We start from the raw sequence: 26,338 nt of genomic DNA, 5'->3' as shown, positions 1-26,338 counted from the left end.
AGGACATACCCTATATGAAGACCATAACGACCGATTTCACGAGAAATGTACTGAAAATTGCTGCCATCGTCGGGATTGTCGCAGGCCTTGGCGCATGCAGTTCGATGTCGCGCGCCCAAAAGCACGCCGCGATCGGAGCGGGCGCGGCGGCGCGATCGGGTACGTGCTGACCGGCGGCCCGGTTGGGACAATCGTCGGGGCTGCGGCGGGTGGGTTGATCGGCGCCGGGCATTGAGCATGTTTCTCGCGCACCGGTGGGTGGCCCTGGTATTGTGAACCGGTTTGCGCACCATTCTGATGCTAAAAAAAACGGCCTGTCGATTCCTTTCGAAGGACCCGCAGCAACGACTTTCGCCCGTTGACGCGGTGATTTCACTTTTTCACGCAGATGGCGCGTCTGGCGTCGCCTGCTCTGCCGTCTTGCCCGAAGCCGCGCCGTTCGGCAACATGGCGCCTTCAGTTCCTGGAGTTTCACGGATGTCCGACCCCATGCAGGATGCGCGTTGCGCGCCTTTCGTCACGCTGCCCGTTACCCTGACCCGACGGCTGGGCGCGGCGATGCTGCTCGTCGCCCTCGCTGGCAGTTTCGTGCCCGTGGCCCCGGCGCTCGCCAAAACGGCCGCGCCGAAAGCGGTGCTCGATGCGTCGGCCGTGGCCGTGCCCGATCATTACAGCGCGGACACGGCGCAGCAGATTTTTGCGGCGGGCGGCAATGCGGTGGACGCGGCGGTCGCAATCGCGTTCACGCTCGCGGTGACCTACCCGGACGCGGGCAATATCGGTGGCGGCGGGTTCATGACGCTCTATGTCGACGGCAAGCCGTACTTCCTCGACTATCGGGAACGCGCGCCGCAGCAGGCGACCCGCGACATGTATCTGGACGACAAGGGCAATCCGGTGCCGGGCATGAGCCTCGTCGGGTTCCGGGCCGTGGCTGTGCCCGGCACTGTCGACGGCATGTGGGAAGCGCAGCGCCGCTTCGGCAAGCTGAAGTGGAAGCAGGTGCTCGCCCCGGCGATCAGGTACGCCACCGACGGCTTCGTCGTCGAGCCGTGGCTGCAGAAGCGCGCCGAATATGCGGCGAAGAATTTCGCGGGCAAGACCAATTTCAGCGTCTATTTCGCCGGGCTGAAGGCGGGCGCGACGTTCCGCCAGCCTGAACTGGCGCAGACGCTCTCGCGTATCGCGAGCGACGGCGGCCGCGAATTCTACGAAGGCAAAACTGCCGATCTGATCAGTTCGCAAATGTACGGGCACGGCATTCTGTCGAAGACGGATCTCGTGCAATACAAGGCCGTATGGCGCCAGCCGGCGACGGCCCAATGGAACGGCTACCAGATCGTCACCGCGCCGCCGCCGAGCTCGGGCGGCGTGGGGCTCATCCAGCTGCTGAAGATGAAGGCCGACCTGAAGCCGGCATTTACCGGGCTCGATTTGAACTCGCCGGGGTACATTCATCTCGTCGCGCAGATCGAGGACCGCGTGTTTGCTGACCGGCAGCAGTACATGGGCGACCCGGATTCGTTTCGCGTGCCCGTCGACAAGCTGATCGACGACGCCTACCTGGCACAGCGCGCCGGCGAAGTCTCGCCCGACGAAGTGCCGGGCGCCGCGCCGGTCAAGCCGGGCCTTGGCGACTCGATGCCGGAGCGCGCCGAGACGACGCATTTTTCGGTCGTCGACAAATGGGGCAATGCGGTGTCGAACACCTACACGCTGAACGGGCCGTTCGGATCAGGCGTCGTGGTGGACAATGCAGGCTTCGCGCTGAACGACGAAATGGACGACTTCGTCACAAAGGCCGGCACGCCGAACCAGTTCGGCGTCACGGGCGGCGACGTCAATACGATCGCGCCGGGCCGCCGACCACTTTCATCGATGACGCCGACGATTCTGCTGAAAGACGGCAAGGTCGCGCTCGTGATCGGCACGCCTGGCGGCTCGCGCATCTTCACATCGATCTTCCAGGTGATGACGAATCTTTACGATTTCAACATGCCGCCCGCCGACGCGCTGGCCGCGATGCGCTTTCATCATCAACTGCTGCCGCCGAAGACGATTTACTGGGAGCCTTATCATCCAGTGACGGGTGAACTGGCCGACCAGTTGAAGGGCCTCGGCTACACGCTGGAAGGGCAGGTGTTCAATGGCGACGTCCAGTTGATCCGCGTGGACGGCACGACGCCGGAGCCCGCCGCCGATCCGCGTGGCGCGGGCGTCGGACGGGTAATTCACTGAAAACGACAACAAACTGCAAATCGGGGATTCGCGATGACGAAGCACAAGGTTCTGGTTTTGCCGGGCTATCAGAATTCCGGCGAGGGTCACTGGCAGACGCGCTGGGAAGCGGCACATCCTGAATTTGCGCGCGTGCAGATGCCTGATTGGGATTATCCGGTGCGCGACGCGTGGTGCCGGACGCTGGACGCGGTGGTAGCCGCCGCCGATGCGCCAGTGGTATTCGCCGCGCACAGCCTCGGTTGCCTGACCGTTGCGGCCTGGGCCACGCAGTACGCGAACGCTGCACAGGTTGCGAAGGTGGCGGGCGCGTTGCTGGTCGCGGTGCCCGATCCGTCGGAGCCGCAATTTCCGGCGGATGCGTCCGGATTTGCGCCCGTGCCGATGCTCGCATTGCCGTTCCCGACGATCGTGGTGGCCAGCACCGACGATCCATACGGCAGCGTTGTGTATTCACGAGCTTGTGCGAAAGCGTGGCAAAGCACCTGGTTCGACATCGGTCCGCGCGGCCATATCAACGCTGAGAGCGGACTCGGCGACTGGCACGAGGGCATGTGCTGGCTGGAGTCGCTCGCCGGGGCGGTCCAGGCGGTTTCAGGGGGCGGTTTCACGGCGCTATCAGGGGCGATGATCAGGGGCGATGATCAGGGACGATGATCAGGGGCGATGATCAGGGGCGATGATCAGGGGCGATGATCAGGGGCGATTCAGGGCGGTTTCGAACCGCCATTTCCCGTCAGATAACCGAGCGCGACTTCAACTCCGCGATGCGGGCATCGTCGAGCCCGAGCACGGCGCGCAAAATCTCGTCCGTATGCTCGCCGAGTGTCGGCGGATGAGCGGCCGCTTCAGGCGGCGTCGCGCTCATGAGCACGGGATTGCGCACCAGCTTCACGGTGCCGCCGGACGGATGCGGCAGGTCGACCTGCATTCCGCGCGCGATCACCTGCTCGTTATCGAATACCTCGCCAAGATCGTTGATCGGCCCGCACGGCACACCTGACGCCTCCAGCTCAGCGATCCATTCCTGCTTGCTACGCTGGCGGACCATATCGGCGAGCAGCGGCACGAGCGTTTCGCGATTGCGTACCCGCGCCGGGTTAGTCGAGAAACGCTCGTCGTCGGCGAGTTCCGGCCGGTTGCCCGCTTCGACGAACTTGCGAAACTGCCCGTCATTGCCCACGGCGACGATGATCCAGCTGTCGCGCGTCTGGAACGTCTGATAGGGCACGATGTTCGGGTGCGCATTGCCCCAGCGAACCGGCGGGTTACCGCTTGCGAGGAAGTTGGAGTTCATGTTGGCGAGCATCGCCACCTGAACGTCCAGCAACGCCATGTCGATGTACTGGCCTTCGCCCGTGCGGTCGCGATGCGCGAGCGCCGTCAGCACGGCGATGGTCGAGTACATGCCGGTCATCAGGTCGGCGATGGCGACGCCCGCCTTTTGCGGACCGCCGCCCGGCAGCGCGTCGCGCTCGCCGGTAATGCTCATGAATCCGCCAATGCCCTGGATGATGAAATCGTAGCCCGCCCGCTGCGCGTAGGGGCCGGTCTGGCCGAAACCCGTGACGGAGCAGTAGACGATGTCCGGCTTCACCGCCTTCAGCGATACATAGTCGAGGCCGTATTTCTTCAGCTGGCCGACCTTGTAGTTCTCCAGCACGACGTCGCTCTGCGCGGCGAGATCGCGGATGATCTGCTGCCCTTCCGGCGTAGCGATGTCGACGGTCACCGAGCGCTTGTTGCGGTTCGCCGCAAGGTAATAGGCGGCCTCGCGTGTGTCTTCGCCGTCCGGTGTTTTCAGGTACGGAGGGCCCCAGTGGCGGGTATCGTCGCCCACTTCGGGGCGTTCGATCTTGATGACGTCAGCGCCGAAATCGGCAAGGGTCTGTGCGCACCAGGGACCGGCGAGCACGCGTGTGAGATCCAGCACGCGGATATGACTGAGGGCGCCCATATTCTGTTCGTGTCTCCTTGAAGCGTGGCTGCACGGCATGTGCGCGGTGGGTGCGCGACGCCGTAACGATGTCCAGAATCTTAAGCGATTCCCGTCAGCCGACCCATCGGCCGTATGGCATAGGACGGATCTGAGGCCGCGAAGCCCCGTCCCACGTGGCCGGACGGGAAAAACACGGCCAACTGGCTAACGTTGTGTCCGCGCCGCCTCAAGCCGCTCTCCGCGCTCGCCGATCCCGTATAATCAGCGGCTCAGGAAACAATCAGTTGGCGCATCTCCGGATGCAGCCGAAACAGTCAGGACCGTCCCCCGCACGCCATGAAAGCCTCCGAAATCCGCGAGAAGTTCCTCAAGTTCTTCGAATCGAAGGGCCATACGATTGTCCGCTCGTCGAGCCTCGTGCCCGGCAACGACCCGACACTGCTCTTCACCAATTCGGGCATGGTGCAGTTCAAGGACGTGTTCCTCGGCGCCGAATCGCGTCCGTACTCGCGTGCCACGACTGCGCAGCGCAGCGTGCGCGCGGGCGGCAAGCACAACGATCTGGAAAACGTCGGCTATACCGCGCGCCATCACACGTTTTTCGAAATGCTCGGCAATTTCTCGTTCGGCGACTATTTCAAGCGCGACGCGATCCACTACGCGTGGGAACTGCTGACGGGCGTCTACGGGCTGCCGAAAGACAAGCTGTGGGTCACCGTCTATCACGAAGACGACGAAGCGCACGACATCTGGGCGAAGGAAGTCGGCGTGCCGGTCGAGCGCATCATTCGCATTGGCGACAACAAGGGCGCGCGTTACGCGTCGGACAACTTCTGGCAGATGGCCGATACCGGCCCGTGCGGCCCGTGTTCGGAAATCTTCTACGACCACGGCCCGGACATCTGGGGCGGCCCGCCGGGATCGCCTGAAGAAGACGGCGACCGCTACATCGAGATCTGGAATCTCGTGTTCATGCAGTTCAATCGCGACGCGCAGGGCAACATGACGCCGCTGCCCAAGCAGTGCGTCGATACCGGCATGGGCCTTGAGCGTATCGCCGCCGTGCTCCAGCACGTGCACAGCAACTACGAGATCGACCTGTTCCAGGCGCTGATCACGGCAGCGGGCCGCGAAACCGGTGTTACCGATCTCACGAACAATTCGCTGAAGGTGATCGCCGATCACATCCGCGCGTGCTCGTTCCTGATCGTCGACGGCGTGATCCCCGGCAACGAAGGCCGCGGCTACGTGCTGCGCCGGATCGTGCGCCGCGCGATCCGTCACGGTTACAAGCTGGGCCGCAAGGGTTCGTTCTTCCACCGTCTGGTCGCGGATCTCGTCGCGCAGATGGGCGGCGCGTATCCGGAACTGAAGGAAGCGGAACAGCGCGTGACCGACGTTCTGCGCCAGGAAGAGGAACGTTTCTTCGAAACGATCGAGCATGGCATGTCGATCCTCGAAAGTGCGCTGGCCGATCTCGATACGAAGGGTGGCAAGACGCTCGATGGCGAGCTCGCATTCAAGCTGCATGACACGTACGGCTTTCCGCTGGATCTGACGGCGGACGTCTGCCGCGAGCGCGAAGTCACGGTCGACGAATCCGCGTTCGACGAGGCGATGGCCCGTCAACGCGAACAGGCGCGTGCGGCCGGCAAGTTCAAGATGGCACAGGGTCTCGAGTATTCGGGTGCGAAGACCACGTTCCACGGCTACGAAGAAATCGTCTTTGACGACGCGAAGGTGATTGCGCTGTACGTCGATGGCGCGTCCGTCAAGGAAGTGGCGAAGGGCCAGCAGGCTGTTGTCGTGCTCGACCACACCCCGTTCTATGCGGAATCGGGCGGCCAGGTCGGCGACCAGGGTCTGCTTGCCAACGCAAGCGTGCGTTTTGCCGTTGCGGATACGCTGAAGGTACAGGCCGACGTGGTCGGTCATCACGGTACGCTCGAACAGGGCACGCTGAAGGTGGGCGACGTGGTGAAGGCGGAGATCGATGCCGTGCGTCGTGCACGCACTGAGCGTAATCACTCGGCTACTCACCTGATGCACAAGGCGCTGCGCGAAGTGCTGGGCTCGCACGTGCAGCAGAAAGGCTCGCTCGTCGATGCTGAGAAAACCCGTTTCGACTTCGCGCACAACGCGCCGATGACCGACGAACAGATTCGCCGGGTCGAAGCCATTGTGAACGCCGAAGTACTGGCGAACGCGCCGGGTATCGTGCGCGTGATGCCGTTCGACGAAGCGGTGAAGGGCGGCGCAATGGCGCTCTTCGGCGAAAAGTACGGCGACGAAGTGCGTGTGCTCGATCTCGGCTTCTCGCGCGAACTGTGCGGCGGCACGCATGTGCGTCGGACCGGCGACATCGGCTTCTTCAAGATCGTGATGGAAGGCGGCGTGGCTGCGGGTATCCGTCGTGTGGAAGCCATTACCGGCGACAATGCGGTGCGTTTCGTTCAGGAACTCGACGCGCGTATCAACGCGGCCGCGGCCGCCTTGAAGGCGCAGCCGGCGGAACTCACGCAGCGTATCGCGCAGGTTCAGGATCAGGTCAAATCGCTGGAGAAGGAACTCGGCGCGCTGAAGTCGAAGCTTGCTTCGAGCCAGGGCGATGAGCTTGCCGGTCAGGCGATCGAAGTGGCGGGTGTGCACGTGCTGGCCGCCACGCTCGAAGGCGCGGATGTCAAGACGCTGCGCGAAACCGTCGACAAGCTGAAGGACAAGCTGAAGAGCGCTGCCATCGTGCTGGCTTCAGTCGAAGGCAGCAAGGTGAGTCTGATCGCAGGCGTGACGGCTGAAGCGAGCCGGAAGGTCAAGGCGGGCGAGCTCGTCAACTTCGTCGCGCAGCAGGTGGGTGGCAAGGGCGGCGGTCGTCCCGATATGGCTCAGGCCGGCGGCACCGAACCGGCGAACCTGCAGGCCGCGCTGGACGGCGTAAAGGGTTGGGTCGAAGCGCAGCTGTAGGCAGGGGCGCCCGGTGGGCGATACCGGTTTCGCTTGTCGAAAGGGTTGAGCCGGTCGCATCGCTTCAGGTCCAGCAGAAGGCATGAAAGCAAAAGCCGCGAGCTTCAAACTCGCGGCTTTTGTGTTTGGGTGTGGCTTTATGCCGTCGGCTGCATTGCACTGTCCGGCTGCGCGGAATGCGCGGTCAGATTGCTCTCGTCCAGCAACTGGTCGCGCAATGCGTTCAGCGCTGCCGAAAAGTGACCACGCCTCCAGACCAGCAGCGTGTCGATCGCAGCGAGTCCGCTGAGCGGATGGACGGCGATGTCGTCGACGTTCTGCTGCAATCCCAGCACCGAGCGCGGGGCGATCGCAACGCCTGCGCCGGCCGCGACGCACGCGACCATCGCGTGATACGAACCGAGTTCCAGCACGCGCGCGGGCCGCAGGTCGTACGCCTGATACCACTTCTCGATATAACTCCGATACGCGCATCCTCGCTCGAACGCGACGAGGGTCGACAGCGCCACGTCACGCGCGTTGCGGATCGGCGGGTGGCCGCGCGGCGTCAGCATCACGAGTTCTTCGCGGAACACCGGGACGAAATCGAAAACGTCGCGCAAGACGGCTGGGTCGCGCGGTGTCGCGACGAGTGCGGCGTCGACTTCGAAATCGCGTAGCCGCTCGATCAGGCGTGCCGTCGTGCCGGTTTCGAGTTCCAGCGCAACGTCGGGCCAACGCTGGTGATAGCGGGCGAGGAGCGCCGGCAGCCGGCTCGCCGCGACGCTTTCCATGGTGCCCAGTCGCAGGCGTCCGTTCGGGAGATTCTCGCGTACCGCGTGGCGTGCTTCATCGGCGAGCGCGAGCAGACGTTCGGCGTACGGCAGCAACGTCTCGCCAGCGGGCGTCAGCACGAGCCGGCGTCCATCGCGGATAAAAAGGTCGGTTCCCAGCTGCTCTTCAAGCTGTTTGATGCGCGTCGTCACGTTCGACTGCACCCGGTTCAGCTTCGCAGCGGCGCGGGTCACGCCGTTCTCGCGTACCACGGCGCGAAAAATGTTCAAGGCGGCCAGATCCATCGTTCTCGCTCAGAGATTGTTTGGATCATTATAATTCATTTTTTATGATGTGTTTCGCGGGCTAGTATCTGAAAGTGCGATGGCCGGCGTACGAGTGGCCGGTTTCCAGAATCCGTGAAGGCCCCCATGACACACCTCGCCACTTCCACCGTTGTTCCTTCCGTCCGCCCCCACGATGCAAGACGCGTCGCGCTTGGATGCATGGTGGCGTTAGCCGTGGCGCTGGGAGTGGGGCGCTTTGCGTTTACGCCGCTGCTGCCGTTGATGTTGCAAAACGGCTCGATCGATATTCGCCACGGTGGCTGGCTCGCATCGTTCAACTACGCGGGGTATTTCATCGGTGCGATCACCTGTGCGGCGCTGCGGATCGACCATGCCCGGATGGTGCGAGTCGGGCTGGCCGTCACGGTCGTGCTGACGCTCGTCATGGGCGTGACCAACTCGTTCTGGATATGGGCGCTGGTGCGCCTCGTGGGCGGATCGATCAGCGCATGGACTTTCGTGTTCGCGTCACAGTGGGGGCTGCGACGGCTCGCCGAACTCCGCGCGCACAACTGGAGCGGCGTGATCTACACGGGGCCGGGTGTTGGGATCGTCGGAACAGGGTTGCTCGTGAGCGCTGCGGGTGGCTTTGGCGCCAACGTGGGCTGGATCGGGTTCGGGCTCATCTCGGCCGTACTGGCGCTGCTCGTGTGGCGCGTATTCGAACCCACGCCGCATCGCATCGAACCGGTTTCGCCGGTAACGGGAGCCACACGAGGCGCGGCGCGCGCCGCCGCTGGCGCCCCCGTGCACGATCAAGCAGGCAGTCAGGTCGAGACATCCGCTCACGTCGTGCCACCGGCACACGCTTCCTCATCACGCCCTCTCGCACGTCCTGAGCAAACCACGCACCGCGCCGACGCGATCTGGCTCGTCGTGCTCTACGGCGTGCCCGGGTTTGGCTACATCATCACAGCGACATTCCTGCCAGTGATCGCGCGTGCCGCATTACCCGGCTCAGCCTGGCCTGACCTCTTCTGGCCGATGTTCGGCGTGGCCCTCATGATCGGCGCCTTGCTCGGCGCACGGCTGCCCCTTCACTGGGACAATCGCACGCTGCTCGCCGGCGCTTACGTGCTACAGGCAGCAGGGATCGCATCTGGCATCATCTGGCCGAACGCAGCCGGCTTTTCGATCGGCAGCATACTGATCGGGCTGCCGTTCACGGCAATCACGCTATTCGCCATGCGCGAAGCCCGTCGACTGCATGGCGAACATGCCGCTGGCCTGATGGGTTACGCCACGGCCGCCTATGGCATCGGACAGATTGCCGGACCGCTGGTGGCCGCGCCGGTCGCCGCCCACACGGGCTCGTTTTCGCCCGCGCTGTGGCTGGCCGCATTCGCGCTGATGCTCGGTGCCGTTGGCCTCGTTATCGTTACCCGCGCCTCGAAGAGACGCGCGCGCCGATAGTCGCCGTGTCCACCTCGGTACTTCCAACCCTACGATTACCCTCCAGCAAATTCGAACGACCGGACAATAATGAGACGGCGCACTAAAATGTCCGCTTCTTCTTACTTTCGCGCGCCCGCCGCCGGGTTGCGCCGCCCGCCATGCAACACTTTGCGTCGGACAATTACGCCGGCATCTGCCCCGAGGCGCTCGCCGCGCTTGTCGAAGCCAACAATAGCGGCCACGAGCCGGCTTACGGCGACGATTCCTGGACCGAGCGTGTATGCGACCGCCTGCGCGACCTGTTTCAGACCGACTGCGAAGCGTTCTTCGTCTTTAACGGCACGGCGGCGAACTCGCTGGCGCTGGCATCGCTGTGTCAGTCGTATCACTCGGTCATCTGTCACGACCTCGCGCACATCGAGACTGACGAATGCGGCGGCCCCGAATTTTTCTCCGGCGGCTCGAAGCTTCTGACCGCGCCCGGTGCCAACGGCAAGCTCACGCCCGATGCCATCGAAGCCGTCGTAACCCGCCGCGCCGACATCCACTATCCGAAGCCGAAGGTGGTGACGCTCACGCAGTCGACGGAAATCGGCAGTGTCTACACCGTCGAAGAAGTGCGCGCGATCGCCGCGATTGCCAAACGGCGTCATCTGAAGGTCCACATGGACGGCGCCCGCTTTGCCAATGCGGTCGCGACGCTGGGCGTGCATCCGTCGGAGATCACGTGGCGCGCAGGTGTCGACGTGCTGTGTTTTGGCGGCACGAAGAACGGCCTGCCGGTGGGCGAGGTAGTGGTGTTCTTCGATCGCGCGCTGGCCGACGATTTCGCCTATCGCCTCAAACAGGCGGGGCAGCTTGCCTCGAAGATGCGTTTCATCTCTGCGCCGTGGCTGGGTCTGCTCGACAATGACGTATGGCTGCGCAACGCGCGTCACGCGAATGCGATGGCGCAACTGATGAAGACACGTCTCGAAGCGATTCCCGGCGTGAGCATCATGTTTCCTGTCGAATCGAACGCCGTGTTCGCGCAATTGCCGGCGCACGTGGCGAAAGCGATGCGGGCGAAAGGCTGGAAGTTTTACGAGTTCATCGGCGCGGGCGGTTGTCGTCTGATGTGCGCGTGGGACACGCAGCCCGATACCGTCGAGCGATTTGCCGCCGAAGTGCGCGAACTGTGCGGGGCGTGAAGGCGCACACCGCCCGTGCGTATCGCGTTTCGCGGCGCGCAACCTGAAACGGTCCGTTGTTTTTCCCGACATTCATTCACCTCAATTCCAACGAGCATGTCCGACTACCAATACTGCCCCCGCTGCGCGACGCCGCTCACCGAACGCAGCGACGCCGCTCACGAAGGCGGCCGCGTGCGCCAGGTATGTCCCGATCCAGACTGCGGCTACGTGCACTGGAACAATCCGCTGCCGGTCGTCGCGGCCATCGTCGAATACGAAGGCAAGATCCTGCTCGCGCGCAACGCGGCGTGGCCCGAGGGCATGTTCGCGCTGATCACCGGCTTTCTCGAGAACGGCGAAACTCCTGAAGAAGGCATCGCGCGCGAAGTGTTCGAGGAAACCTCGCTGCATGCGGAATCGGTCGAACTGGTCGGCGTCTACGAATTTATCCGCAAGAACGAGCTGATCATCGCGTATCACGTGAAGGCGCACGGCACGATCACGCTTTCGCCCGAACTGCTCGAATACCGGCTGGTCGAACCGCCGAACCTGCGGCCGTGGCGGGCGGGCACCGGACAGGCGCTCGGCGAATGGATGCGCCGGCGCGGCCTTCCGTTCGAATTCGTCGAGCGGCCGGGACAATAAGCAACGTACTCGCGAGCATTCTCCAGAAGTCATTCGACCATGTTTTGAACGGGCCGGACACCTGGCCATCCGGCCGATAGTCAGCACATCGCGGGGTTGTTAAAGTGGTTGCATGACCCCGACACACGGCAGTAACGCATATGAGCGCGGGCGCACAGCAGCCCGCGCCACACTTGTCCAGCACAATCAGGAGACGGAATCGCCATGGCCTACATCTTCTATCTGACGCACATCCATCTGGGTTACGATGCGCTCGCGCAGCTGCCTGCCGAATGCGCGCGGGTCGGCATCAAGCGGCCGCTCGTCATCACCGACAAGGGCGTTGTCGCAGCGGGCGTTGCCCAGCGCGCGATCGACGCACTGAAGTTCGCGGACGCACCGGTATTCGACGACACGCCGTCCAATCCGACAGAAGCCATGGTGCTCGCCGCCGCGGCGCGTTATCGCGACGAAGGGTGCGACGGGCTGGTCGCGGTAGGCGGCGGATCGTCGATCGATCTGGCAAAGGGCGTGGCGATCGCGGCGACGCATCCAGGCGCACTGACCCAGTACGCAACGATCGAAGGCGGAAGCGGCAGGATCACAGAGGCCGCCGCGCCTCTTATCGCCATTCCCACTACCTCGGGCACCGGCAGCGAAGTCGCGCGCGGTGCGATCGTGATCCTGAACGACGGCCGCAAGCTCGGCTTCCATTCGTGGCATCTGCTACCGAAGTCGGCGATCTGCGATCCGGGTCTGACGCTCGGCCTGCCGGCAGGCCTGACGGCCGCGACGGGCATGGATGCGGTTGCCCACTGCATCGAAACGTTCCTTGCGCCTGCGTTCAATCCGCCGGCCGACGGCATTGCGCTCGACGGGCTCGAGCGCGCGTGGGCCAATATCGAACGCGCGACGCACGACGGCAGTGACCGCGATGCGCGTCTGAACATGATGAGCGCCTCGATGCAGGGCGCGATGGCGTTCCAGAAGGGCCTCGGTTGTGTGCACTCGCTGTCGCATCCGCTGGGTGGCATCGCGGTGAACGGTCGCACGTCGCTGCATCACGGCACGCTGAACGCCGTCGTGCTGCCTGCCGTGCTTCGCTTTAACGCGTCCGCTGAAACGGTGATGGCGAACAACCGCTATGCGCGCATGCGTCGGGTGATGAACCTGCCGGAAAACGCGGATCTGGCTCACGCACTTTTCGACATGACGGCGCGACTTGGGCTACCGACGGGACTGAAACAGATGGGCGTCGACGAAACCGTATTCGACAAGGTCATCAAAGGCGCGCAGGCCGATCACTGTCACAAGACAAATCCGCGTGAAGCCTCGGCCGAGGACTATCGCCGCATGCTGACCGAATCGCTCTGATTTCGCCGCCGCATAGCGACCTTCAAAGCGACCTTTAACGAAGCGAAAAAAAGCGATGAGCAAACCGACTCCGACGTCGCGCGAAACCTACCGCCACTTTCTGCCGATCTCGACGCGCTGGATGGACAATGACGTCTACGGCCACGTCAACAACACGGTCTATTACAGCTACTTCGACACGGTCGTGAACGAGTACCTGATCCGCGCCGGTGCGCTCGATTTCGAACGCGGCGCGACGATCGGGCTGGTTGTGGAAACGCACTGTAACTACTTCGAGCCGTTTGTGTTTCCGGAGCGGGTAGAAGCGGGTTTGCGGGTTGCGCGCCTCGGCTCGACAAGCGTGCGCTACGAAGTCGGTCTTTTCAGGGAAGGCGGCACGCATGCGGCGGCGCAGGGGCACTTCGTGCACGTGTACGTCGACCGTGTGACGCGTCGGCCGGTCACGTTGCCCGATGCCCTGCACGCGGCGCTCGCACCGCTTGTCGTGGCGGCGGACTAGCGCGTGCAGTCGCTCGTTATCAATCTGCTCAACGGCGTCAGCTATGGCTTGCTGCTGTTCCTGCTGTCGGCAGGGCTCACGCTGATTTTCAGCATGCTCGGCGTGCTGAACTTCGCGCACGCGAGTTTTTACATGCTGGGTGCGTACGTCGGCCTTGCGGTCGCGGCGCGGGCCGGGTTCTGGAGTGCGCTGGTGATTGCACCCGTGCTCGTCGGACTCATCGGCGCCGCGCTGGAGCGCTGGTTGCTGCGGCGTGTGCGGCCACATGGTCACCTTGCTGAACTGTTGCTCACGTTCGGTACGGCGTATCTGATCGGCGAAGCGGTCAAGCTCGTGTGGGGCCTGTCGGCGCTGTCGGCGCCGGTGCCGCACGCGCTCGACGGCACGCTCTTCACTGTATCTGGCGCGGGATTTTCGCGTTATCGCGCGTTCATGATGGCGGTTTCGGTCGCGATGCTCGCGGCGTTGTATCTGTTGCTGAGAACGTCGAAGACCGGTCTGATCGTACGCGCCGCGTTGACCCATGCAAGGGCCGTCGAGGCGCTCGGACACAACGTGCCACGCGTGTTCACGCTCGTGTTTGGAGCGGGCACGGCGCTCGCGGCGCTCGCCGGCGTGATCGGCGCGCCGCTCTTCGTGGTCGAGCCGGCAATGGCCGATTCCATTGGCTCGATCGTGTTCGTGGTTGTCGTGACGGGCGGCCTCGGGTCGCTCGGCGGCGCGCTCGTCGCATCGCTGGTAGTGGGGTGCGCGCAGACGTTCGCTGTTGCAAGCGAGATGTCGCTGGGCTCGCTCGCCGCTTTCGCGGGGCAGTCGTTGCCGGCTGAATGGGCGTCGCTCAGCGTCGCGCAGGTCGCGCCGATCGTGCCGTATCTGCTGCTTGTCGCGATGCTCGCGCTACGGCCGCGTGGTCTTTTCGGGCAGCGTGACGATGAGGCCTGACCTGCATCACGCGCGTTCCACGTTCGACAGCGCCGGTGCCGGATTGCACGCGTATCCGTCGGCGTGGCGAACCGGGTCGTCGTGGCTTGCACTGATCGCGTTGCTGGTCGTGCCGCCGTGCCTGTCGTCGCAAAGCTGGTTGCTCGCGTATCTGGCGCAAACCGCGTCGATGATCGTCTTCGCGCTTTCGTGGAACCTGCTGCTTGGCGAGACGGGGCTGCTCTCGTTCGGTCACGCCGCGTTTGCGGGACTCGGTGCGCTCGTCGCCGCATATCTCTTCAACCGTCATGGCATTGCGTTGCCGTGGCTGCCGTTTGCGGGCGGCATCGGCGGCGCGCTTGCGGGCGCAATAGCGGGTCTCGTCGCAACGCGTCGCGCAGGTACTGCGTTTGCGATGATCACGCTTGGCATCGGCGAGCTTGTCGCTGCAGCTGCGTGGTCGCTGCCCGACTGGTTCGGCGGCGAAGCGGGCGTAGCGATCGATCGCGCGAGCGGTCCGGCGTGGGGAACGTTCACGTTTGGCCCGGCGCGCGAAGCGTATGCGGTGATCGTTTGCTGGTGTCTGCTCGCTACGTTTGCGATGTGGACGCTCTCTCGCACACCGTTCGTGCGGCTCGCGAATGCGGTGCGCGACAATCCGGTGCGCGCGGCGTCGACGGGCTGCGATCCACGGCGCGTGCGTTATCGGATGTTCGTGCTGTCATCGTTCTTTGCGGGTGTCGCGGGCACGCTGGGGCTTGTCAATGTCGAACTGGTGTCCACCGAAAGCGTTGGCATGTTGCGCTCGGGCTCGGTGCTGATCGCAACAGTGATGGGGGGCAGTGGTGCGTTTTTTGGGCCGGTCGTGGGTGCGGTCGTCCTGGTGTTCTTCAGCGCCGCAATCGCGAGCGTGACGCATGCGTGGCTGTTTTACCTTGGACTGCTGTTCATTGTCATCGTCGTACGATCGCCGGATGGCATCGCCGGACTAGTGGCGCTTGTAGCTGCGCATTTGCGTCGCTATGGATGGCGTGCCTCGTCGCGAGGTGTGGTGTTCGATATATGTGCCGGTATGACATGGACGTTCGCCATTGTGCTCGCGGTGCAGTACGCGTATGCGTTGCAGTCGGCGGATGAAACGGGCGGACGCGTCTTGATGGCTGGCGCGCCTGCAATCGACACGACAGCACGGATTGCCACGACCTGTGTTGTCATCGTTGCGCTGGCACTCACCGGTTGGTGGATGAGTCGTCGCGCGCAACGTGAATGGGCGCATCTCGAAGCGCATCGCGGCGCTACCGCCGCCGCAAAAGCCGTAGCCGGCGCGAATATCAATTCTGAACCGCGCACGACGCCCATTGCCAGCATTACCTCGGGGATGAAAGCGGGCGCGCCGGCGATTGTCCTGCGAGGTGTCGAGAAAAGCGTCGACGGGACTGCGATCCTTCGTGGCGTCGACCTGACTATCGCGGCCGGCGAGCGGCATGCATTGATCGGCCCGAATGGCGCCGGCAAATCGACGCTCTTCAACCTGATCGCAGGCGCGGGCCGGGCGAGTGCAGGGCGCATCGAGATCAATGGCATCGATACAACGCGCTCGACACCATCCGCGATCAGCCGTGGCGGCGTCGCGCGCAGCTTCCAGACGACGAGTGTATTCGGCCGCCTGACGGTGTTCGACAACCTGCGCTGCGCCGTACTCGCGGCGAACGGCGAAGGCGTGCGCTGGTGGCATCGGTGGCTTCCTGCGCGCGCGGTCGACGTACGCGTGGAGCGCGTGCTCGAGGCAGTGGGTCTAGCGTCGCGCCGGCATGTCTTCGCGGGCACGCTCAGCTATGCGGAGCAGCGCGCGCTCGACCTTGGCATCGCGCTCGCGGGCGGCGCGCCCACGCTTCTCCTCGACGAGCCGACAGCCGGCATGAACCGCGCCGAAGCCGCGCGGGCCATCGAGCTGATCCGTGAAGCAACCCGTGGCCGTACGCTGCTCATGATCGAACACGATATGGACGCGGTCTTCGGCCTGGCTGACCGCGTCTCGGTGATCGTGCAGGGGTGCGTGATCGCTACAGGCACGCCGGAAGCCATTCGCGCCGACAGGAACGTCCGCGCGGCCTACCTCGGTGAGGATCCCGCGCGATGACCGCGTTGCTCGACATCGATGGGCTGTGTGCGTGGTACGGCGCGAGTCAGGCGCTGTTTGGCGTCGATCTGCGCATCGAGTCGGGTGAGGTTGTCGCGCTCGCGGGGCGCAACGGTTCGGGTCGCTCGACGCTCGCAAAAGCGGTGATGGGCCTCGTGCGCGCGGAGGGGCGCATGCAGTTTGCCGGCCAGTCGCTCGCGGGGCGGCGCACCTTCGAGATTGCGCGGTTCGGTATCGGTTACGTCCCGGAACATCGCGATGTGTTTCCCGCATTGACGGTGCATGAAAACCTCGAACTCGGCCTCGCACCGCGTCGGACGAAAGGCGCACAACCGCGCTTCACGTTCGACGACGCTTACGCACTCTTTCCGGTTCTGCACCAGCGACGGACGACGCGCGCCGGTGCACTTTCTGGCGGTGAGCAGCAGATGCTGTCGCTCGCACGCGCGCTGCTTGGGGCACCTGACCTGCTCATCATCGATGAGCCCGCAGAAGGTCTCGCCCCTCAGCTTGTCGCGCAGGTCAGCGGCTGTCTTGCGCAGCTTCGTGATCAAGGCATGGCGATGCTGCTGATCGAGCAGCGGCTCGTCATCGCGCACGATATCGCGAGCCGGATCGCCGTCATGGGCCACGGTGAGATCGTCTTTGACGGTACGTTCGATGCATTTCGCGAGCAGGATCACGTGATGCACGAATGGCTCGGCGTCGGGTAGAAGCGAAGCGCGTGCTCGCGTCGTGAGAATGGAGGAAGATGGAACCCTGACGGTGGATCTCGCCCACCGGCCACAGTGCGTGCGGCGCCCGCCGCGCATGCAGCGGCGGCCGGCCTCACACGCAACACATCCGTTGCCGCAGTTCAGGCCTTTGCGTCACGCTCCACGATCCATTCATGCGCCGGATCATTCTTGAAGTGCCATACGCGCTGTTTGCCGGCCATCACGTTCAGATAATACGAGTCGTAGCCATAAGGAACGACGACCGGGTGATAGCCGCGCGGCACCATGACGACGTCGTGATTCTCGACGGCGAGCGATTCGTCGATATCGCGCGAATCGGTGTACACGCGCTGGAACGCAAAGCCTTGCGGCGGATTCAGGCGGTGGTAGTACGTCTCTTCGAGCGAGCTTTCCTGCGGCACGTTGTCCGTGTCGTGCTTGTGCGGCGGATAGCTCGACGCATGGCCGCCCGGTGTGCGGACCTCGACCACCAGCAGCGACTCCGCGGGTTCGGTCTGCGGAAGAATGTCGCAGACGTAGCGCGTATTCTGGCCTTTGCCGCGCGTCGAGCGCTTCATCTGCGAAGGCTCGATCAGGCGCATCGGCAAGGTGCCGGTGGCCGGCGCGCTGGCGACGCCGATCTCCGCGTGTCGCGTCGCGCGAATCGTCGTGCGCACGCCAGGCGGAACGTAGACGGCGTACGGCGCGGCATCTTCGAAGACGCTATCGCGCGAGCCGAGACTCGTCCATTTCGTGTCGGCGGTTTCGATGTCGACCGCGCCCGTCAGCACGACGATGCACGATTCGCGCGCGGCTTCATGCACGTAGACGATTTCGTCCGCTTCCATCCGGTAGGCGACGAATCCGACGTAGCGCCATGCAGCGGACTGTGGTGTCACGCGCGCGATTGTCTGGCCTTCGCGCTGTGCCTTGACGAGCAGACTCATGCTGCCTCCCTGCTTGGGACGAGCGGTGCGTCGACGAGCGAGCGCAACGTCTGGTAACCCTTCTGTGCGTACTGGTACGAAGCCGCGATCACCGGATCCTGTTCGGCTTCGACGACCAGCCACCCGCGATATCCGTGCTGCTTCAGACAGCCGATGATCGACGCGAAATCGACCGTGCCGTCGCCGGGCACGGTGAACGCGCCGTTGACGACCGCGTCGAGAAAGCTCCAGTTGCGGTTGCGCGCGAGCTTGATGACGGCAGGCCGCACGTCCTTGCAATGAACGTGGCACACGCGCGCGATATGTTTGTCGAGCATCGCGACCGGATCGCCGCCCGCGAACGTGATGTGCCCGGCGTCGAACAGCAGGCCAACGGCATCGCTCGTGAGCGACATGAGCCGATCGACGTCCGCCGGCGTTTCGACGTATGCGCCCATGTGATGGTGGTACGCGACGCGCACACCGCGGCTTAGCGTATAGCGCGCGAATTCGTCGAGACGTGCGGCGTACTCTTCCCACTGCGCGTCGGAAAAAAAGCGTGGCCGTTGATAGAGCGGTTGCGGCGCGCCCTGGATCGAATCGGCGACTTCGCCATACACCATGACGGTCGCACCGTTCTTCGCCAGTAGCTCGAGATGCGGGCCCACGGATTCGATTTCTTCCGCGACACTGCGTTTCGCCAGACGTCCCGAATACCAGCCGGAAACGAGCGCGAGATCGTACTGTGCAAGCAGTGTCTTCAGTGCCTGCGGCTCGCGGGGAAACTTGTTGCCGAGTTCGAACCCGTCATAGCCGATCTCACGGCCTTCGGTCAGTGCGAGCTCAAGCGGCGTCTCGCCGCCAAGCGAGGGCAGGTCGTCGTTCATCCACGAGAGCGGGTTGATACCGATACGCACTTCAAAGTCAGTCATACGGATATCCTCAATCGTTGCTGTCGCCAGCGTCACGCAGGTCGCCACGTTCGCGTGCGGCCATCTGCGCCTCGTATTTCGCACGGGCTTCACGCACGGCAGGGCGGCTCGATACTTCGGGCACGGCCACTTCCCACCACCAGCCGCCGTCGTCGGTGGTGCGGGCCGCGTCGGTGTCGATGCTGATCACGTAGGTGCGGTCCGCCGCGCGGGCACGTTGCAGCGCGGCTTCGAGGTCGCCCACATTCGCGACGTGTTCCGCAAGCGCGCCGAGCGCGCGCGCATGCGCGGCGAAATCCACGTTCGGCGCGCCGAGCGGGCCTTGTGCGCAGTCGTCGAACATGTTGTTGAACGGCTCGCCGCCGCACGCCTGCTGCAGTCGGTTGATACAGCCGTAGCCGCGATTGTCGAGCACGACGACGATCAGTTTCGCACCCAGCATGACCGACGTCGCGATCTCGCTGTTGAGCATCAGATAGCTGCCGTCGCCGACCATCACGATCACGTCACGGTCGGGCCGCGCGAGCTTCGCGCCGAGACCGCCTGCGATCTCGTAGCCCATGCACGAGTAGCCATATTCGACGTGATAGCCACCCGGCCGGCCGGTGCGCCACAGTTTGTGCAGCTCCGCCGGCAGCGTGCCTGCCGCGCAGACGACGATGTCGTCGGTCGTCGAGCGCGCGCTGGAGCGCTGCACGGCGCCGATCACGTCGGCGTCGTAGGGCAGCACACCTTCGCGTTGCGGTGCATGTGTGAGCTTGCCGAGCGTTTCGCGCCACTGGCCGGCGAGCCGGTGTGCCCGTTCGGTCCAGACCGCATCCGCATGCCACGCGCCAAGACGTTCGGTGAGCGCTTCCAGTGCGAGACGCGCGTCCGCCTCGACCACCACGCCGCGATGCTTCATGCCGTCGAACGCGTTCGCATTGATGCCGATGACGTCGGCCTGCGCGAAGAGCGTGTTCGAGCCGGTCGTAAAGTCCTGCAGCCGCGTGCCGACAGCCAGCACGCAATCGGCGTGATGCGCGAGCTCGTTCGCGGCGGGCGAACCCGTCACACCGAGCGCGCCCGTGTTGAGCGGATTGTCCCACGCGAGCGAGCCCTTGCCGGCCTGCGTTTCCGCGACGGGAATGCCGTGCTGCGCGGCGAATGCCTTGAGCGCATCGGTTGCATGGCCGTACAGCACGCCGCCGCCCGCGACGATCATCGGATGTTTCGCATTGCGCAGGCGTTCGAGCGCCGCCTCGAGTTCATGCGCGACCGGAGCAGGCGAATGAAACTGCACGACGCGCGGTGCGAAGAAGTCCGCCGGGAAGTCAAACGCCGCGGCCTGCACGTCCTGCGGGAGGGCCAGCGTGACCGGGCCGCACAACGCGGCGTCGGTCAGCACGCGGATCGCGCGCGGCAACGCGTTGAGCAATTGCGCGGGATGCACGATACGGTCGAAATATCGCGAAACAGGCTTGAACGCGTCGTTCGCCGAAATGCCGCCGTCCTGGAAATCCTCGACCTGCTGCAACACCGGATCGGGCGCCCGCGAAATGAAGATGTCGCCGGGCAGCAGCAGGACCGGCAGACGGTTCACGTGCGCGAGCGCCGCCGCTGTCAGCAGGTTCGTCGCGCCCGGACCGATCGAGGTCGTGACGGCCATCATGCGCCGGCGGAAATGCGCTTTCGCGAAGGCGATCGCGCTGTGCGCCATCGCCTGCTCGTTGTGTGCGCGCAGTGTCGGCAGTTCGTGGCGATGCTGGTACAGCGCCTCGCCGAGGCCTGCGACATTGCCATGTCCAAAGATGGCGAACACGCCGCCAAAGAGCGGCTCGGTGCCGCTGCCGTCTTCGGTGACGACACGCTGCGCGGCCAGATAGCGCACGATCGCCTGCGCGCCGGTCAGGCGGATCGTGCCGCCTGCCTGCACCTGCGTCGCCTCGTTGGCCGGCGCCGTATCGTGATGCAACACACGCTGGTTCATGCCGCCTGCTCCTGGTGGACGTTGCGCGCGCCGCCTGTGGGCGACGCGGTTTCGCTGCGGGCCGCGCGCCACGACGCGATCAGCGTTTCGAACACGTTCCGCACGCGCGTGATGACTTCGGCGTCGTCGATCTGTCCGGCGAGCCATGCCTGGCTCGGCTCATGAAAGATCGTACGCCCGACCGTGAAACCGCGACACGTCGCCGAAGCGGCGGCGGCGCGGAAGCCTTCGTTCAGCTGCTCGACGCCCGCCGACAGACCCAGCAGCACGACGCCACGGCAATACGGATCGCGCTCCGCGATCAGCGCATCGATGGCCTGCCACTGGCTAGCTTCCATCGGTTCGAGCTTCCACCATTCCGGATAGATGCCGATGTTGTAGAGACGCTTGAGCGCGCGATACACGGTGTCGGATGCCATCGGCAGATTCGCGTTCTTCGGCGGAATCACTTCGAGCAGCAGTTCGTGACCGCTCGCCTGCGTCGCGTCGTAGAGCGCCTTCAGTTGCGCTTCCTGTTCGAGCCGCTGTTCGATCGGCTCATCAGGATGAAACTGTACGAGGCATTTCGCCACGTGATCGCGCGGCCAGTTCGTGAGCGTCGTGCCAATCGAGCGGCCGTGATCGAACACAAGTGGCACCGAACCGGGCAGTTCCACCGGACGGCCGATCCACCAGCCGCGTCCGGTGGCGGCGTTCAGCGCGTCCTGGCCATAGCGGTCGTCGATCAGCACGCCGATGCGGCCTTGCAACCCGAGCGCGGCTTCCGTCTGCGCGACTGCTTCGACGAATAGTCCCTTCAGTGTGTGTATGCGCGATTCGTCGGCGCCGGTTTGCTGCGCGAGGTCGAAGAACTGGTTGCGATGGTCGAACGCGAACCCGAGCACTTCGTTGCGTGCGGTGCGCGCGGGCGTGACACGATGCAGCCTCGCGAGCGTCGCGTCGCGATCCGGGCGGCGCATCCGCTGCGGGTCGGCTTTCGCTTCGCGCAGGAAATAGTCGAGCTCGGCCGGCGTCGGCATTGCCGGTGCGCAGCCGTGTCGCGATACCACGAGCGCGCCGCTCGCGTTCGCGGCGCGCGCGCACGCTTCGAGCGGCGCGTCGCGCAGCCAGCCCGAGAGGAAGCCGGACGCGAACGCGTCGCCAGCGCCCAGCACGTTCAGCACTTCGACCTGGACGCCGCCCTGTACGGGCACGTCGTCGAGCGAAGCGGGGACCGCGCCGTCGATGATCTGGCAACCCATCGGACCGCGTTTCACGACGAGCGTCGCGGGCGTGAGCGCGCGCACGGCGGCGAGCGCCTTGACGAGATCGGTGTCGCCGCCGGCGATGCTGAACTCCTCTTCAGTGCCGATGATGAGGTCAAAGAGCGGCAGGAAGCGCTGCAGATGGGCCGTCACGCCTTCGCTGGCGATAAAGCGTGTCTCGCCATCGGCCTTGCCCGTCAAACCCCAAAGCACTGGCCGGTAGTCGATATCGAGCACCGTGCGCACCTGGTTGCGGCGCGCGTAGTCGAGCGCGCGGCGGCTCGTGCGGTTCACCTGTTCGGTCGACAGGTGCGTGCCGGTAATCAGCAGCGCTTTCGACGATGCGATAAACGCCTCGTCGAAGTCGTTCTCGTCGACGGCCATATCCGCGCAGTTCTCGCGATAGAAGACGAGCGGGAACGTGTCGCGATCCTTCAGGCCGAGCAGCACGAGGGCCGTCAGACGCTCCTGATCGATACGCACGTGGCTCACGTCGCAGCCTTCGTTCGCGAGCGTCTCGGTGAGAAAGCGCCCCATGTGATCGTTGCCGACGCGCGCGAGCATCGCCGATTCAAGGCCGAGCCGCGCGCAGCCGAACGCGATGTTCGCCGACGAGCCGCCTAGATACTTCGCGAACGTCGACACGTCTTCGAGCCGCGCGCCGACCTGCTGTGCGTACAGATCGACCGCGAGGCGACCGAGGCAGATCACGTCGCGGCTGCGGCCGGGTGCGAAGCGGCTGGTTGCAGCCGCCGCGCCTGATTTACTGGATATAGCCATGAGAATTCCTGATTGTCGAAGCACGGGATGCGCGCGGGGCCGGTCGTTCAGATCGTCGCGCCTTCGAGTTCGCCGATCATCTTCTGCATCTCGGCGCCGCCGGCCATCATGTCCAGCACTTCATCCTTGCTGATCGTTTCCTTGGTGTACGTGCCAAGCGACTTGCCGCGGTTGAGCAGCGTGAACGAGTCGCCGATCGGATAGGCGTGGTGCACGTTGTGCGTGATGAAGATCACCGAAATGCCTTTTGCGCGGGCGGTGTGAATCAGGCGCAGCACGTTGAAACTCTGCTTTACGCCGAGCGCGGCGGTCGGCTCGTCGAGAATCAGCACGCGCGCGCCGAAGTGGATCGCGCGGGCGATCGCCAGGCACTGCTTTTCGCCGCCGGACATCGTGCCGATCGGCTGATGCGGGTCGCGCACGTTGATGCCCATTTCCGCGAGCTTGCCGCGCGCAGTCGTCGCGCTCGTTTCGAGGTCCATCACGTTGAAGAGGCCGAAGAGCTTCTTCTGCGGCTCGCGTCCCATGAAGAAGTTGCGCGCCACCGAAAGTAGCGGCACGAGCGCGAGATCCTGATACACGGTGGCGATACCGAGATCGAGCGCGTCTTTCGGCGACTCGAACTGCACGGGCTTGCCATCCACCAGATACTGGCCGGAGGAGGGCGTATGCACGCCGGCGAGCGTCTTGATGAGCGTCGACTTGCCGGCGCCGTTGTCGCCGAGCAGGCAATGCACTTCGCCGCGTTTCAGCCGCAGGGTTACGCCGGAGAGCGCGATGACCTTGCCGAAGTATTTGCTGACGTTTTCGAGGGCGAGGATGATGTCGCCGTCGTTTGCCTGGGTTTGGGTGTTGGGATCGGACATGGTGTTCTCCGTTCAGCCCTGCGATACGCGGCGGCGCACGTAGTGATTAAAGAGCACGGCGATCAGCAGCATCACGCCGAGGAACACGCGGAACCAGTCGGAACTCACGTTGGTATAGGTAATGCCGATCTGCACGACGCCGAAGATCAGCGCGCCGAAGCAGGCGCCGACCACCGAGCCATAACCGCCCGTGAGCAGCGTGCCGCCGATCACCGCGGCAATGATCGCCTCGAATTCCTTTTGCAGGCCACGGTCGGCCGCGGCGGAACCGATGTCGCACACCTGCAGCACGGCGAAGAGGCACGAGCAGAACGCGGTCAGCACGAAGAGCGAGATCTTCACACGGCGCACGGGCACACCCACGTTCTTGGCTGCGTTCGCGTCGCCGCCCACGGCAAGAATCCAGTTGCCGTAGCGCGTCTTGGCGAGGACGAATGCGCCGACCGCGGCAAGCGCGAACCACCAGAGAATGACCTTCGGAATGCCGGGCACGAGCGGTTCGCCGTTATCGAGCAGCTTGCCGATGCCCATATGCGCGAGGTTCGTGAAGAAACCGTGCAGCGCCACGCCATGAAACAGCGTGTTCGCGATCCAGTCGTTCTGCGCCAGGTCGCCGACGCCGGAAATGATCGTGCGGTCCGCGACCATGATCGACAGCGCGAGCGTGAGGCCGCGCAGGATGAACAGGAACGCGAGCGTGACGATGAACGAAGGCAGCCGCGTGCGCATCACGAGATAGCCGTTCAGCGCGCCGAGCGCCATTGAGCCTGCGAACGCGAACAGGATCGAGAGCGAAAGCGGCCAGTGAAAATACACAGAGGGAATCGCGACCATCATGCCCGCGAAACCGATCATCGAGCCGATCGACAGATCGAACTCGCCGGCGATCATCAGCAGGCACGCGCCGACCGCGAGCAGCCCGAGATACGCGGACACCTGCGACCAGTTCATCACGCCATCGAGCGCGAACATGCCGGAGCCGCCCGCGGCGAACGCGAACACGGCGAAGACGAGGACCGCGCCGGAGATCGCGGCGAACTCCGGACGGTTCAGCAGATGCCCGAACCGGGACTCCTTGCGCACACGCTCATCGGACGGCGGCGAAAGCGGCGCCACAGCATCGGACTCCTCCTCGGGAGCCTTCTGCACATGCGAGGGAAAATGCTTGCCTGCTACGCCCATGATGTCTCCTTGATGCCCGGCAGCCGGGATACGCACGGGGTTGCGTATCGGGAATTGCCGGTAAAAGTTGCGGCACTTAAGGGCAAAGAACGGACGAAGCCGGTCAGCGACAGGCGGACTGGTGTCCGCCATCGCCTTCCAGGTTCGTTATCCTTGTTATGCCGCGTGTGACTGACTGGCTAACTGCAAACCACGCTCACTACGCGAAACGGAACGGCATCAGCGGTACTGACCTGCGTACTTGATGACCTTGTCGATGTTGTCCTTCGTGATGAAGCCCGGACCCGAACGGATGTTCTTCGGTCCATACGAAGGCTGCAGGCCATACGTTGCAAGACGCGCCTTGAACTTCGGATTCGCCTCGAGAATCTGGCGGATCTTTGTCGTATCGGTGGTGTGTTCCTTCTTCACGATAGCAAGCACGGCCACCGGGATATAGCCCTGCAGATACGGCTGCTGATCGATCGCGAACTGGATCGTGCCCGCCTGGATTCCCTTCGCGATGTCGTCCGAGAAGTCGAACGTGCAGAAGTAGATCTTGCCCGCGAGGCCCATCTGCGTGACCGCTTTCAGCGTGGCCGAGGCCGGTGTCGGTCCGAGCGTCAGGATTGCGTCGGTCTTCGGATGGTTGCGCAGATACGCGCTCACCTTCGACTGGATTTCCGTCGGATCCTGGCCGGAATCGATCGTCGACGTCTTGTAATCGACGCCGATTGCTTCAGCAAAGCCGCGGCAGCGGTCGAACGAAACGGTGTTCGTCGCGATGTGGTTCACGCACAGGAACGACTTCACACCCGCGGCCTTGGCCTTTTCGCCAGCGGCCTTGCCCGCGACGTATTCCGGCTGGCCGACGTGCATGATCGCGCCGAGCTGCGCGCTCTGTTCTTCAGTACCCGAGTTGATCGTGACGAGCGGAATCTTCTTCGCCGTCACCTTGTTGATGGAGCTCTTGAGCACGTCGAAGTCGGCGATGGTCACGATCACGCCGTCGTAGTTGCGCGCGGCAGCCTGTTCGACGAGGCGCGCCATGTCGGCGATGTCGCCGTTCGGCGGATTGCGGTAGTCGGTCTCGACGTTGAAGTCCTCGTCGGCCTGCTTGATCGCGTTCTTGATGGTGTTCCACCACGAGTCGGAATCCGGCGCGTGGCTGATCAGCACGAAGTGCGCGTCCGCAGCCTGCGCGGACGACGCAGCCCCGAACCCTGCGGCGAACGTGAGTGCCGCAGCCAGAATCCTGAGCGAAGCCTTGCCCTTGCAAAGTCTCATTGTCTCCACCTTTCTCGGTCTGTCGTTATTAAGGGGAGCGCCTGCTGGACCGCAATTCGCCACCGGTCACACCAGCGCTCAGGACCAAGATTAG

20 protein-coding genes and 1 pseudogene are annotated in these 26,338 nt (G+C 64.2%); 12 read left to right on the top strand and 9 right to left on the bottom strand.

Going from position 1 to position 26,338, the window contains the following annotated elements; all coding sequences use genetic code 11:
• The first annotated feature begins 14 nt into the window (after nt 1-14).
• The 3 genes and pseudogenes from LPA36_RS17200 (at nt 15) to LPA36_RS17190 (ending at nt 2,895) form a co-directional block, all read left to right on the top strand.
• Nucleotides 15-235: pseudogene (locus LPA36_RS17200) on the top strand (ornithine carbamoyltransferase).
• 242 nt (nt 236-477) lie between these two features.
• The gene (gene ggt / locus LPA36_RS17195) at nt 478-2,238 is read left to right on the top strand and encodes a gamma-glutamyltransferase (protein ID WP_228879051.1); all 1,761 of its coding nucleotides are present in this window, start codon (nt 478-480) and stop codon (nt 2,236-2,238) included.
• A 33-nt stretch (nt 2,239-2,271) separates the two neighbouring features.
• Nucleotides 2,272-2,895: an RBBP9/YdeN family alpha/beta hydrolase gene (locus tag LPA36_RS17190; protein WP_228879050.1), complete on the top strand. Its 624-nt coding sequence runs from the start codon at nt 2,272-2,274 to the stop codon at nt 2,893-2,895.
• A gap of 79 nt (nt 2,896-2,974) precedes the next feature.
• Here the strand turns inward: LPA36_RS17190 and LPA36_RS17185 are convergent, their stop codons facing one another.
• Entirely contained in the window at nt 2,975-4,195 is a 1,221-nt protein-coding gene (locus LPA36_RS17185; RefSeq protein ID WP_228879048.1) for a CaiB/BaiF CoA transferase family protein, read from the bottom strand.
• A 318-nt stretch (nt 4,196-4,513) separates the two neighbouring features.
• On the opposite strand from LPA36_RS17185, the gene alaS reads away from it, so the two are divergent.
• A complete protein-coding gene (alaS, locus tag LPA36_RS17180) occupies nt 4,514-7,138 on the top strand; it encodes an alanine--tRNA ligase (RefSeq protein WP_228879046.1) in 2,625 nt (874 codons plus the stop codon).
• Between the two features lie 137 nt (nt 7,139-7,275).
• On the opposite strand, the gene LPA36_RS17175 is transcribed toward alaS, so the two are convergent.
• Complete coding sequence (locus LPA36_RS17175; protein ID WP_228879043.1) at nt 7,276-8,196, bottom strand: LysR family transcriptional regulator; 921 nt, start codon at nt 8,194-8,196, stop codon at nt 7,276-7,278.
• A 126-nt stretch (nt 8,197-8,322) separates the two neighbouring features.
• Here LPA36_RS17175 and LPA36_RS17170 point away from each other — a divergent pair, with 126 nt between their 5' ends.
• The 8 genes from LPA36_RS17170 to LPA36_RS17135 all read left to right on the top strand — a co-directional run bounded on the left by LPA36_RS17170 (nt 8,323) and on the right by LPA36_RS17135 (nt 17,076).
• The gene (locus LPA36_RS17170; protein ID WP_407674297.1) at nt 8,323-9,651 is read left to right on the top strand and encodes a YbfB/YjiJ family MFS transporter; all 1,329 of its coding nucleotides are present in this window, start codon (nt 8,323-8,325) and stop codon (nt 9,649-9,651) included.
• A gap of 140 nt (nt 9,652-9,791) precedes the next feature.
• Nucleotides 9,792-10,823, top strand: coding sequence for a threonine aldolase family protein (locus tag LPA36_RS17165; protein WP_228879038.1), 1,032 nt, complete (start codon nt 9,792-9,794; stop codon nt 10,821-10,823).
• 96 nt (nt 10,824-10,919) lie between these two features.
• Nucleotides 10,920-11,450, top strand: coding sequence for an NUDIX domain-containing protein (locus LPA36_RS17160; RefSeq protein WP_228879034.1), 531 nt, complete (start codon nt 10,920-10,922; stop codon nt 11,448-11,450).
• Nucleotides 11,451-11,654: 204 nt separating this feature from the next.
• Entirely contained in the window at nt 11,655-12,803 is a 1,149-nt protein-coding gene (locus tag LPA36_RS17155) for an iron-containing alcohol dehydrogenase (RefSeq protein ID WP_228879029.1), read from the top strand.
• A 55-nt stretch (nt 12,804-12,858) separates the two neighbouring features.
• Nucleotides 12,859-13,302, top strand: coding sequence for an acyl-CoA thioesterase (locus LPA36_RS17150; RefSeq protein WP_228879025.1), 444 nt, complete (start codon nt 12,859-12,861; stop codon nt 13,300-13,302).
• A 3-nt stretch (nt 13,303-13,305) separates the two neighbouring features.
• Nucleotides 13,306-14,244: a branched-chain amino acid ABC transporter permease gene (locus LPA36_RS17145; RefSeq protein WP_228879022.1), complete on the top strand. Its 939-nt coding sequence runs from the start codon at nt 13,306-13,308 to the stop codon at nt 14,242-14,244.
• Nucleotides 14,234-16,363, top strand: coding sequence for a branched-chain amino acid ABC transporter ATP-binding protein/permease (locus LPA36_RS17140; RefSeq protein WP_228879019.1), 2,130 nt, complete (start codon nt 14,234-14,236; stop codon nt 16,361-16,363). Before LPA36_RS17145 ends, LPA36_RS17140 begins: the two co-directional genes overlap by 11 nt.
• On the top strand, nt 16,360-17,076 hold the full coding sequence (locus tag LPA36_RS17135) for an ABC transporter ATP-binding protein (RefSeq protein ID WP_228879016.1): 717 nt from the start codon (nt 16,360-16,362) through the stop codon (nt 17,074-17,076). Before LPA36_RS17140 ends, LPA36_RS17135 begins: the two co-directional genes overlap by 4 nt.
• A gap of 143 nt (nt 17,077-17,219) precedes the next feature.
• Here the strand turns inward: LPA36_RS17135 and iolB are convergent, their stop codons facing one another.
• From iolB to LPA36_RS17100, 7 genes are all read right to left on the bottom strand, one after another.
• Nucleotides 17,220-18,026 (bottom strand): 5-deoxy-glucuronate isomerase, encoded by an 807-nt coding sequence (gene iolB, locus LPA36_RS17130; RefSeq protein WP_228879012.1) that lies wholly within the window; start codon nt 18,024-18,026, stop codon nt 17,220-17,222.
• Nucleotides 18,023-18,937 carry a myo-inosose-2 dehydratase gene (gene iolE, locus LPA36_RS17125; RefSeq protein ID WP_228879000.1) on the bottom strand — a complete coding sequence of 305 codons (915 nt, stop codon included), beginning with the start codon at nt 18,935-18,937 and terminating at the stop codon, nt 18,023-18,025. The genes iolB and iolE overlap by 4 nt, the downstream gene beginning before the upstream one ends.
• Before the next feature lie 10 nt (nt 18,938-18,947).
• The gene (iolD, locus tag LPA36_RS17120; RefSeq protein WP_228878997.1) at nt 18,948-20,906 is read right to left on the bottom strand and encodes a 3D-(3,5/4)-trihydroxycyclohexane-1,2-dione acylhydrolase (decyclizing); all 1,959 of its coding nucleotides are present in this window, start codon (nt 20,904-20,906) and stop codon (nt 18,948-18,950) included.
• Complete coding sequence (locus LPA36_RS17115; protein ID WP_228878996.1) at nt 20,903-22,930, bottom strand: bifunctional 5-dehydro-2-deoxygluconokinase/5-dehydro-2-deoxyphosphogluconate aldolase; 2,028 nt, start codon at nt 22,928-22,930, stop codon at nt 20,903-20,905. Before LPA36_RS17115 ends, iolD begins: the two co-directional genes overlap by 4 nt.
• 47 nt (nt 22,931-22,977) lie before the next feature.
• Nucleotides 22,978-23,796 carry an ATP-binding cassette domain-containing protein gene (locus LPA36_RS17110; protein WP_228878992.1) on the bottom strand — a complete coding sequence of 273 codons (819 nt, stop codon included), beginning with the start codon at nt 23,794-23,796 and terminating at the stop codon, nt 22,978-22,980.
• Nucleotides 23,797-23,808: 12 nt separating this feature from the next.
• Nucleotides 23,809-24,978, bottom strand: a complete 1,170-nt coding sequence (locus tag LPA36_RS17105; protein ID WP_228878989.1) for an ABC transporter permease — start codon at nt 24,976-24,978, stop codon at nt 23,809-23,811.
• Between the two features lie 219 nt (nt 24,979-25,197).
• The gene (locus tag LPA36_RS17100) at nt 25,198-26,244 is read right to left on the bottom strand and encodes a sugar ABC transporter substrate-binding protein (protein ID WP_228878988.1); all 1,047 of its coding nucleotides are present in this window, start codon (nt 26,242-26,244) and stop codon (nt 25,198-25,200) included.
• Nucleotides 26,245-26,338: the final 94 nt, after the last annotated feature.

The sequence above is a fragment of the Paraburkholderia saeva genome (genome assembly GCF_907164555.1).
Classification (GTDB): domain Bacteria; phylum Pseudomonadota; class Gammaproteobacteria; order Burkholderiales; family Burkholderiaceae; genus Paraburkholderia; species Paraburkholderia saeva.
This window is presented reverse-complemented; position numbering and strand designations above follow the sequence as displayed.

Coding starts and splice junctions, on each gene's coding strand:
- alaS (WP_228879046.1), top strand. CDS start 4,514: ATGAAAGCCTCCGAAATCCGCGAGAAGTTCCTCAAGTTCTTCGAATCG.
- LPA36_RS17110 (WP_228878992.1), bottom strand. CDS start 23,796: ATGTCCGATCCCAACACCCAAACCCAGGCAAACGACGGCGACATCATC.
- LPA36_RS17160 (WP_228879034.1), top strand. CDS start 10,920: ATGTCCGACTACCAATACTGCCCCCGCTGCGCGACGCCGCTCACCGAA.
- iolB (WP_228879012.1), bottom strand. CDS start 18,026: ATGAGTCTGCTCGTCAAGGCACAGCGCGAAGGCCAGACAATCGCGCGC.
- LPA36_RS17175 (WP_228879043.1), bottom strand. CDS start 8,196: ATGGATCTGGCCGCCTTGAACATTTTTCGCGCCGTGGTACGCGAGAAC.
- iolD (WP_228878997.1), bottom strand. CDS start 20,906: ATGAACCAGCGTGTGTTGCATCACGATACGGCGCCGGCCAACGAGGCG.
- iolE (WP_228879000.1), bottom strand. CDS start 18,937: ATGACTGACTTTGAAGTGCGTATCGGTATCAACCCGCTCTCGTGGATG.
- LPA36_RS17170 (WP_407674297.1), top strand. CDS start 8,323: ATGACACACCTCGCCACTTCCACCGTTGTTCCTTCCGTCCGCCCCCAC.
- LPA36_RS17150 (WP_228879025.1), top strand. CDS start 12,859: ATGAGCAAACCGACTCCGACGTCGCGCGAAACCTACCGCCACTTTCTG.
- LPA36_RS17115 (WP_228878996.1), bottom strand. CDS start 22,930: ATGGCTATATCCAGTAAATCAGGCGCGGCGGCTGCAACCAGCCGCTTC.
- LPA36_RS17105 (WP_228878989.1), bottom strand. CDS start 24,978: ATGGGCGTAGCAGGCAAGCATTTTCCCTCGCATGTGCAGAAGGCTCCC.
- LPA36_RS17185 (WP_228879048.1), bottom strand. CDS start 4,195: ATGGGCGCCCTCAGTCATATCCGCGTGCTGGATCTCACACGCGTGCTC.
- ggt (WP_228879051.1), top strand. CDS start 478: ATGTCCGACCCCATGCAGGATGCGCGTTGCGCGCCTTTCGTCACGCTG.
- LPA36_RS17155 (WP_228879029.1), top strand. CDS start 11,655: ATGGCCTACATCTTCTATCTGACGCACATCCATCTGGGTTACGATGCG.
- LPA36_RS17135 (WP_228879016.1), top strand. CDS start 16,360: ATGACCGCGTTGCTCGACATCGATGGGCTGTGTGCGTGGTACGGCGCG.
- LPA36_RS17165 (WP_228879038.1), top strand. CDS start 9,792: ATGCAACACTTTGCGTCGGACAATTACGCCGGCATCTGCCCCGAGGCG.
- LPA36_RS17100 (WP_228878988.1), bottom strand. CDS start 26,244: ATGAGACTTTGCAAGGGCAAGGCTTCGCTCAGGATTCTGGCTGCGGCA.
- LPA36_RS17190 (WP_228879050.1), top strand. CDS start 2,272: ATGACGAAGCACAAGGTTCTGGTTTTGCCGGGCTATCAGAATTCCGGC.
- LPA36_RS17140 (WP_228879019.1), top strand. CDS start 14,234: ATGAGGCCTGACCTGCATCACGCGCGTTCCACGTTCGACAGCGCCGGT.